The following is a 6,980-nucleotide window of genomic DNA, read 5'->3' as shown; positions in this document are numbered from 1 at the left end:
GATTTTTACTGAATGAAAAATAATAATTTTTGTTAATTTAAAAGATATATTAAGTAGTGGAATATATTTTGAAAAAACAAAAACTTTAAAATATAAACTATAACTTTGCTATAATTATGCTTTATATTTTAGAGGTGTGAATGAATAAGATTTTATTACTAGCTGATGGACCTTTTGCGAAAGATTTTTTAAAGAAAATTTATAATAACAAAACCTTCAAAGAGTCTTTGAGTGTTGTGTACTATAATGATGATAGCGTAGACTTAGACTTAGAGAATGAACAAATTTCTTTTTTTAAATTTGATCCTACGAGTTTGATTAAGCTAGAAAATTTATTAAAAGAAAATTTTCATCAAGCTATTATTTATATGCAAGAAGAAGCAGATACATTAGCTTGCTATAAAAATTTAAGAAAATTATACCCAAGATTAAATATAGTTATTATGGATTTGTGGAATAGCCAAATTGATGATAATTTTTGTGAAGTAATTAATATTTATGATACTTTAAGTACAAGATTGACAGGTTGTTTGGATAATATGCCTTCAATGGCACAATTTATAGGGCTTGGACAAGGTGAGATTATGGAAGTTAAAATTCCTGCAGGATCAAGCTTTGCTTATAGGCACATAAGCTCTATTAGCCAAAAACGCTTTAAAATCGTAATGGTTTATAGAAATAATGAATTTATTCTGGCAAGACCTGGGCTTATTTTAATGCCAAATGATAGCATTTTAATCGTAGGTGATCCTAAAGTTTTGCAAAGTGTTTTTACTAATGTTAAAACAAGCTTAGGACGCTTTCCATCACCTTTTGGAGATAATATACTTTGTATTATAGATATGAAAAAAATGAGTGAGTTTGCTATAGAAAAGCTTATTTTTGCAAGCTTGCTTTTGCATGTAAGAATCAATAGCAAAAAACTTTATTTTAAGGTGATTAATCCTACTTTAACTCCTATGTATTATAAACTTAAATCCTTGCATAAAAATAGCACTGAAGTGATATTTGACTTTGAAAGCACAAATATAAAAAACATTAAACCTTTTGTGGAAAATACTAGCATAGGTTTACTAGTGGTGGAGGATAATCTTTTTGAAAAAGAAAAAAGTTTTCTTTTTACTTTAAAACTTCCTGTGTTAAAAGCAGGTAAAGGGGATTTTGCAGATTTAAAATCTTCTGTAGTTTTAAGTTCAAATTTTGAAGATGTAGAGGGTATTGCTTCTATTATGCTTGATTTTAACAAGCAAATTCAACTAGGCCTTGCCTTGTATTACTATGCTTTAAAATTAAACAAAGCCGAAATTTTTGAATATCATCAGTATTTTGAAAGCCTTTCAAAACTTCATGATGAAAAATTACTTTTGATAGAAGAAAAAGAACATAATCCTATCAATAAATTTTCTTACAAACAAAATATATTGCATTTTGTACCATTTAATGAAAAAATTTTAGGAAACAATTTCAATAAAATTTTAAAAACGGATTTAAATACGATATATTATAAGATGAATAAAAATTATCAATTGTTTATACCATCATTGTGAGAAAATAATGCAAGTTAAGGTAAATTTAGATAAAAATACAAGTTATAATGTCTATATAAATGAGTTAGAAAAATTAAATTTTGATACTAAAGTAGTGATTTTAACTAATGAATTAGTTGCAAAACTACATTTGGATACACTTTTGAAAAAAATTCATGCTAAAGAACTTTTTGTTATAAAAATCAAAGATGGCGAAGAGTATAAAAATTTACAAACTATAGAATACATCTTAGATCAAATGTGTACTTATAGGCTAGATAGAAAAAGCTTACTCATAAGCTTTGGTGGCGGGGTGATCTCTGATATGGGTGGTTTTGTAGCAAGTATATATCAAAGAGGGATAGAATTTATCAATATCCCAACAACTTTACTAGCTTGTGTGGATGCAAGTGTGGGTGGTAAAACCGGGGTGAATAATAAATTTGGTAAAAACTTAATAGGTACTTTTTATCAGCCAAAAGCGGTGTATTGTGAGAGTAAGTTTTTAAAAACCTTACCTTCAAGAGAACTAGCTGCTGGCATGGCTGAATTTATCAAAATGGCTGTGGTTTTTGATGAAGCAATTTTATCTTTTTTAGAAAATTTAGATGAGGATAAATTTTTAAATACTAAACTTGATGATATTACCTTGGCTCAAATCATCCAAAAAAGTATAGAACTTAAAGCTAATGTGGTTTCACAAGATGAAAAAGAAAGTGGCTTAAGAATGCTTTTAAATTATGGTCATACTTTTGCTCATGTTATAGAAAATCAAACAGGATATAAAAAGTACTTACATGGTGAAGCTGTGGCTATAGGTATGAACATGGCAAATATTCTAGCTTTAAATTTGGGGTTATTAAGCGAGCAAGAATGCCAAAGAGTACAAAAATTGCTTGTGAAATTTAAATTACCCATATCTTATAAAATTTCAAATATAGAAGAGTTTTATAATGCCTTTTTCTTAGATAAAAAAACACATTTTCAAAAGATTAATTTTGTTTTAGCTTGTGGTTTAGGAAAAGCTTGTATAAAAAATGATATATCTAAAGAAGATATTTTACACACTTTAGAGGTGTTTGCATGAAAAAAATTATATTGATTTTGCTCTTACCCTTTACATTACTTTTAGCGCAAGATGATATAGAGCATTTAGAACAAAAATTAAATGAATTACATAATAATTTAGCATATAATACTTGGATAATTAAATATAATAATTTTAACATTTACAGAAAAACTCAAGATGAAATTTTGGCTTTAGAAAAAGAAAGTTTAAAAGCTAATGAACGCAATAAAAGCATTATAGAAAGACAAATTTTAATTTTAAAAGAAAGACTAGAGCTTTTAAGTGAGTATAAAAGTGCAAATTTTTCTAAGATGGTTTTAGCACCTGAAGAAGTTGATAAAATAGATAAGCTAACTAATCCTTTAGCTATTATTTCAGCATACTCACATATAAAAAAATTAAGACGCGATAAAGAAGAATACATTAATCTCTTGAATAGTTTTAAGCAAACTTTAGATGAGCTTATAAAAGAAAATGTTTTAGTAGCTGAAATAGCTAAATTATCTTCTAATAAAGAGCATGATGAATATTTAAAAATATCCAATCAGATGGTTAGAGATTTTTCACAAACTCTGCGTTTTGGAGAAATTTCTTATTCTGTGTATGAGAAAAAAATTCAAGAAGAGATTGAAAAAACGACAGCTTCAATTAAAATTCAGGGTGTAAGAGCTTTCAATATAGTTTTGGCTATTGTTATAGTTGTAGCCATAGCATTTTTACTCAAATTTATAGCTAGAAAATATATAGGCGATAATGATCGCTTTTATACAGCAAATAAAATCATTAATTTTATTAATATCAATGTAATTGTTTTAATCTTGCTTTTTGGATATATTGAAAATATCAGCTATTTAGTGACCGTTCTTGGTTTTGCTTCTGCTGGTTTGGCTATTGCTATGAAAGATATGTTTATGTCTATGCTTGGTTGGTGTGTGATAGTTTTTGGTGGAAGTTTTAGAGTGGGCGATAGGGTGAGAGTTTTTCAAAACAATACACATTATATCGGCGATATAATTGATATTTCATTTTTAAGAATAACTTTGTATGAAGATATATCTTTACTAACTTATACAGATAATCGAAGAAGTGGTAGGATAATTTTCATACCAAATAACTTTATTTTTACCAATCTTATATCAAATTATACTCATCATGGGATGAAAACAATTTGGGATGGACTTGATATTACTTTAACTTTTGATTCAAATCATCAAAAAGCCTTAGATATAGTAGAAGAAATCGTTATAAAAGCTTCTAAAGGCTATACAAAAATTGCAAAAGAATCCATGAATAAATTAAGAAATGAATACAGCATTAGAAATCCTAAAGTAGAACCTAGGTTTTTTACATTTTTAGAAGGTTATGGTATGAGAATTTCTGCTTGGTATATGACAAATTCTTATGCGGCCTTGGTTTTAAGAAGTAATATAAGTAAAGAAATTATCAATGAATTTAATAAACATGATGATATAAAAATAGCCTATCCATCACAAAATTTATATATGGCAAAACATGAATTTATAGAAAATAAGGAAGATATTTGAAAAAAAAGGTATATTTTAAAACTTTTGGTTGTAGAACTAATATTTATGATACGCAATTATTAAAAACTTATATTAAAGATCATATTGTCACACAAAATGAACAAGAAGCTGATGTGATAGTTATAAATTCTTGCACGGTTACAAATGGTGCTGATAGTGGGCTTAGAAGTTATATTAATAGTGTAAAAAAAAATGGAGTTAAGGTTATACTTACAGGCTGTGGTGCTGTAAGTAAGGGAAAGGATTTTTTTGATAAAAAAGAAATTTTTGGAGTTTTAGGAGCTTCTAATAAAGATAAAATTAACGAGTTAATCTCACAGGATAAAGCCTTTTATGAGCTTGGAAATTTATGCTTTATCGATACAAAAATCGTAAGTAATTATGAAAATCACACTAAAGCTTTTGTAAAAATTCAAGAAGGATGTGACTTTGCTTGTAGTTATTGCATAATCCCAAGTGTTAGGGGTAAATCAAGAAGTATGCCAAGTGAGGAAATAATAAAACAAATCAAACTTTTGGCTCAAAATGGTTATAGTGAAGTAGTTTTAACGGGTACTAATATAGGAAGTTATGGTTTAAAAGATAAAACTACACTTGGAAAGTTACTGCAAGAAATAGGCAAGATTAATGGTATAAAAAGAGTAAGACTTGGGAGTTTAGAACCTGCTCAAATTGATGAGAGTTTTAAAGAAATTTTAGATGAACCTTGGCTTGAAAAGCATTTACATATTGCCCTGCAACACACTCATGAAAAAATGCTACGCATCATGCGTAGAAGATCACATACGCAAAATGATTTAGCATTGTTTAATGAATTAAATCAAAAAGGTTTTGCTTTAGGAACAGACTTTATCGTGGCACATCCTGGGGAAAGTGAGTTGATATGGCAAGAAGCTTTAGAAAATTTCAAACAATTTAAACTCACACATATCCATGCTTTTATTTTCTCACCACGCGATGGAACGCATTCTGCTTCTATGAGTGAGCGAATTAATGGTGATATAGCCAAAGAAAGATTAAATATTTTAAAAGATATAGTCGCACAAAATAATTATGAGTTTAGAAAAAACCAAAAAAATATTTTAGAAATTTTAGTCGAGAGTAAAAAAGATGGTTTTTATGAAGGCTATGATCAATTTTTTAATAAAATCAAAATTACAAGCAAAGAAGATATTGCTAAACAATGGATAAGTATTGAAAAATATGAATGCAAAGAAGATTGTAACTATGTAAGGTTAGAGGATGAAAAATAAAAAGATTATCTTAGCTTCATTTTTATTGCTTTGTGTTTTTATATTGATTGCATTTTTAAAAAATCAACCAGATTATATTAGCAAGGCTGCTTATGAAGAGCTTTTAGAACAAAATTTAATCCAAAAGGCTATAGTAGAAAATAATGAAATATTATTAAAAAGCAAAGAAGGAAATTTTTTAATCGCTAAAGATGTAGTGGATTTAAATGCTTTGTGGCAAAAAATTCCTTTAGAATATGCTAAAGATTATGATTTGAGTGAGTTTTTTTTGATATTTATTTTACTTGCTTTTCTCATAAGCTTTTTACTCTTTCTTAATAAAAAAAACAAAGATAGGCAAAATTTACTTTCTTTAGAAAAAAATATTTTAGAAAAAAATGAACAAAATAATACCATACAAGATGTAGTAAGTGAAGTTAAATTTAAAGATGTAGCAGGGGTTGATGAGGCTAAGGTAGAGCTTTTAGAAATCGTTGATTTTTTAAAAAATCCTCAAAAATATAAAGATTTTGGTGTGAAAATGCCAAAAGGGGTTTTACTAGTAGGGCCTCCTGGAGTGGGTAAAACCTTGATAGCAAAAGCAGTAGCAGGTGAAGCTGGGGTGCCATTTTTTTATCAAAGTGGGGCTAGTTTTGTAGAAATTTATGTAGGTATGGGTGCAAAAAGAGTTAGAGAGCTTTTTTTAAAAGCTAAATCAAAAGCCCCAAGTATTATTTTTATAGATGAAATTGACGCAGTTGGTAAAAGTAGAGGGGATTTTTCCAATGTAGAAAGAGATAATACTCTAAATCAGCTTTTAACTCAAATGGATGGATTTGAAGATAATAGTGGTGTTATAGTGATGGCTGCTACAAATAAAATCGACCTTATGGATAATGCGTTATTAAGATCAGGGCGTTTTGATAGAAGAATTTTTATATCTTTGCCTGATTTTAAAGATAGAATGCATATTTTGCAAAATTATATGAAAGAAAAAAAATCTAGCGTAGATTTAGAAAAAATTGCAAAAGCTAGTGTGGGTTTTAGTGGAGCTGCCTTGGAGACTTTAGTTAATGAAGCGGCTATTAATGCTATAAGAAGAAAATCAGATTTAATAGAAGAAAATGATTTTTTTGCAGTGCTTAATAAAGTTTTAATGGGTAAAAAAAAGATTTTTTCTCTAAGCGACAAAGAAAGAAAAATTCAAGCCACATATCAAGCAGCTAAAGCCTTGTGTGCTTTTTATTTTGATGTTAAATTTGAAAAAATTACCCTAATTGAAGATAGGTTTAAAGAATATGAAAATACTATCAAATCAAAATCAGAATTATTAAATAAAATAAAAGTTTTTTTAGCAGGTTCAGTTGCTATGGAGCTTATTTTTAATGAAAGTTACACTAATGCACAAAGTGATCTTTTAAAGGTTAAAGAATTGCTCGTTTTTATGGAAACTTTCGCTATGGCAAATGAGGGTTTATTACAAGAGCAAAAGCAAGAAGTGAAAGAATTTTTAGAATTAATGAAAGAAAAAGTAGTGAGATTAGCTAGCATTCTTTTAGAAAATGAAAAAATAGAAAAACAAGATATAGAAAAAATCATAATGGAGTGA

Annotated in this window: 5 protein-coding genes; all 5 read left to right on the top strand. The window is 27.9% G+C overall.

What is annotated here, in order from left to right; genetic code table 11:
- The first annotated feature begins 140 nt into the window (after positions 1 to 140).
- Genes L8W64_RS07555 through L8W64_RS07535 form a run of 5 tightly spaced genes read left to right on the top strand, consistent with a single transcriptional unit; the run spans position 141 to position 6,980 of the window.
- Complete coding sequence (locus L8W64_RS07555; protein WP_263673345.1) at positions 141 to 1,547, top strand: COG3400 family protein; 1,407 nt, start codon at positions 141 to 143, stop codon at positions 1,545 to 1,547.
- Positions 1,548 to 1,554: 7 nt separating this feature from the next.
- Positions 1,555 to 2,613: a 3-dehydroquinate synthase gene (gene aroB / locus L8W64_RS07550; RefSeq protein ID WP_263673343.1), complete on the top strand. Its 1,059-nt coding sequence runs from the start codon at positions 1,555 to 1,557 to the stop codon at positions 2,611 to 2,613.
- A complete protein-coding gene (locus L8W64_RS07545) occupies positions 2,610 to 4,139 on the top strand; it encodes a mechanosensitive ion channel family protein (RefSeq protein ID WP_263671315.1) in 1,530 nt (509 codons plus the stop codon). Before aroB ends, L8W64_RS07545 begins: the two co-directional genes overlap by 4 nt.
- Positions 4,136 to 5,392, top strand: coding sequence for a tRNA (N(6)-L-threonylcarbamoyladenosine(37)-C(2))-methylthiotransferase MtaB (gene mtaB / locus L8W64_RS07540; protein ID WP_263673342.1), 1,257 nt, complete (start codon positions 4,136 to 4,138; stop codon positions 5,390 to 5,392). Before L8W64_RS07545 ends, mtaB begins: the two co-directional genes overlap by 4 nt.
- Positions 5,382 to 6,980, top strand: a complete 1,599-nt coding sequence (locus L8W64_RS07535) for an AAA family ATPase (protein WP_220566232.1) — start codon at positions 5,382 to 5,384, stop codon at positions 6,978 to 6,980. Before mtaB ends, L8W64_RS07535 begins: the two co-directional genes overlap by 11 nt.

Origin of the sequence: Campylobacter sp. IFREMER_LSEM_CL1097 (assembly GCF_025772225.1) — a bacterium.
Taxonomy (GTDB): domain Bacteria; phylum Campylobacterota; class Campylobacteria; order Campylobacterales; family Campylobacteraceae; genus Campylobacter_D; species Campylobacter_D lari_D.
The sequence above is the reverse complement of the archived record's forward strand: the minus strand, read 5'-3'. Positions and strand labels throughout refer to the sequence as shown.

Excerpts from the sequence above, each read along its gene's own strand:
- L8W64_RS07555 (WP_263673345.1), top strand. The coding sequence starts at position 141 with ATGAATAAGATTTTATTACTAGCTGATGGACCTTTTGCGAAAGATTTT.
- aroB (WP_263673343.1), top strand. The coding sequence starts at position 1,555 with ATGCAAGTTAAGGTAAATTTAGATAAAAATACAAGTTATAATGTCTAT.
- L8W64_RS07545 (WP_263671315.1), top strand. The coding sequence starts at position 2,610 with ATGAAAAAAATTATATTGATTTTGCTCTTACCCTTTACATTACTTTTA.
- L8W64_RS07535 (WP_220566232.1), top strand. The coding sequence starts at position 5,382 with ATGAAAAATAAAAAGATTATCTTAGCTTCATTTTTATTGCTTTGTGTT.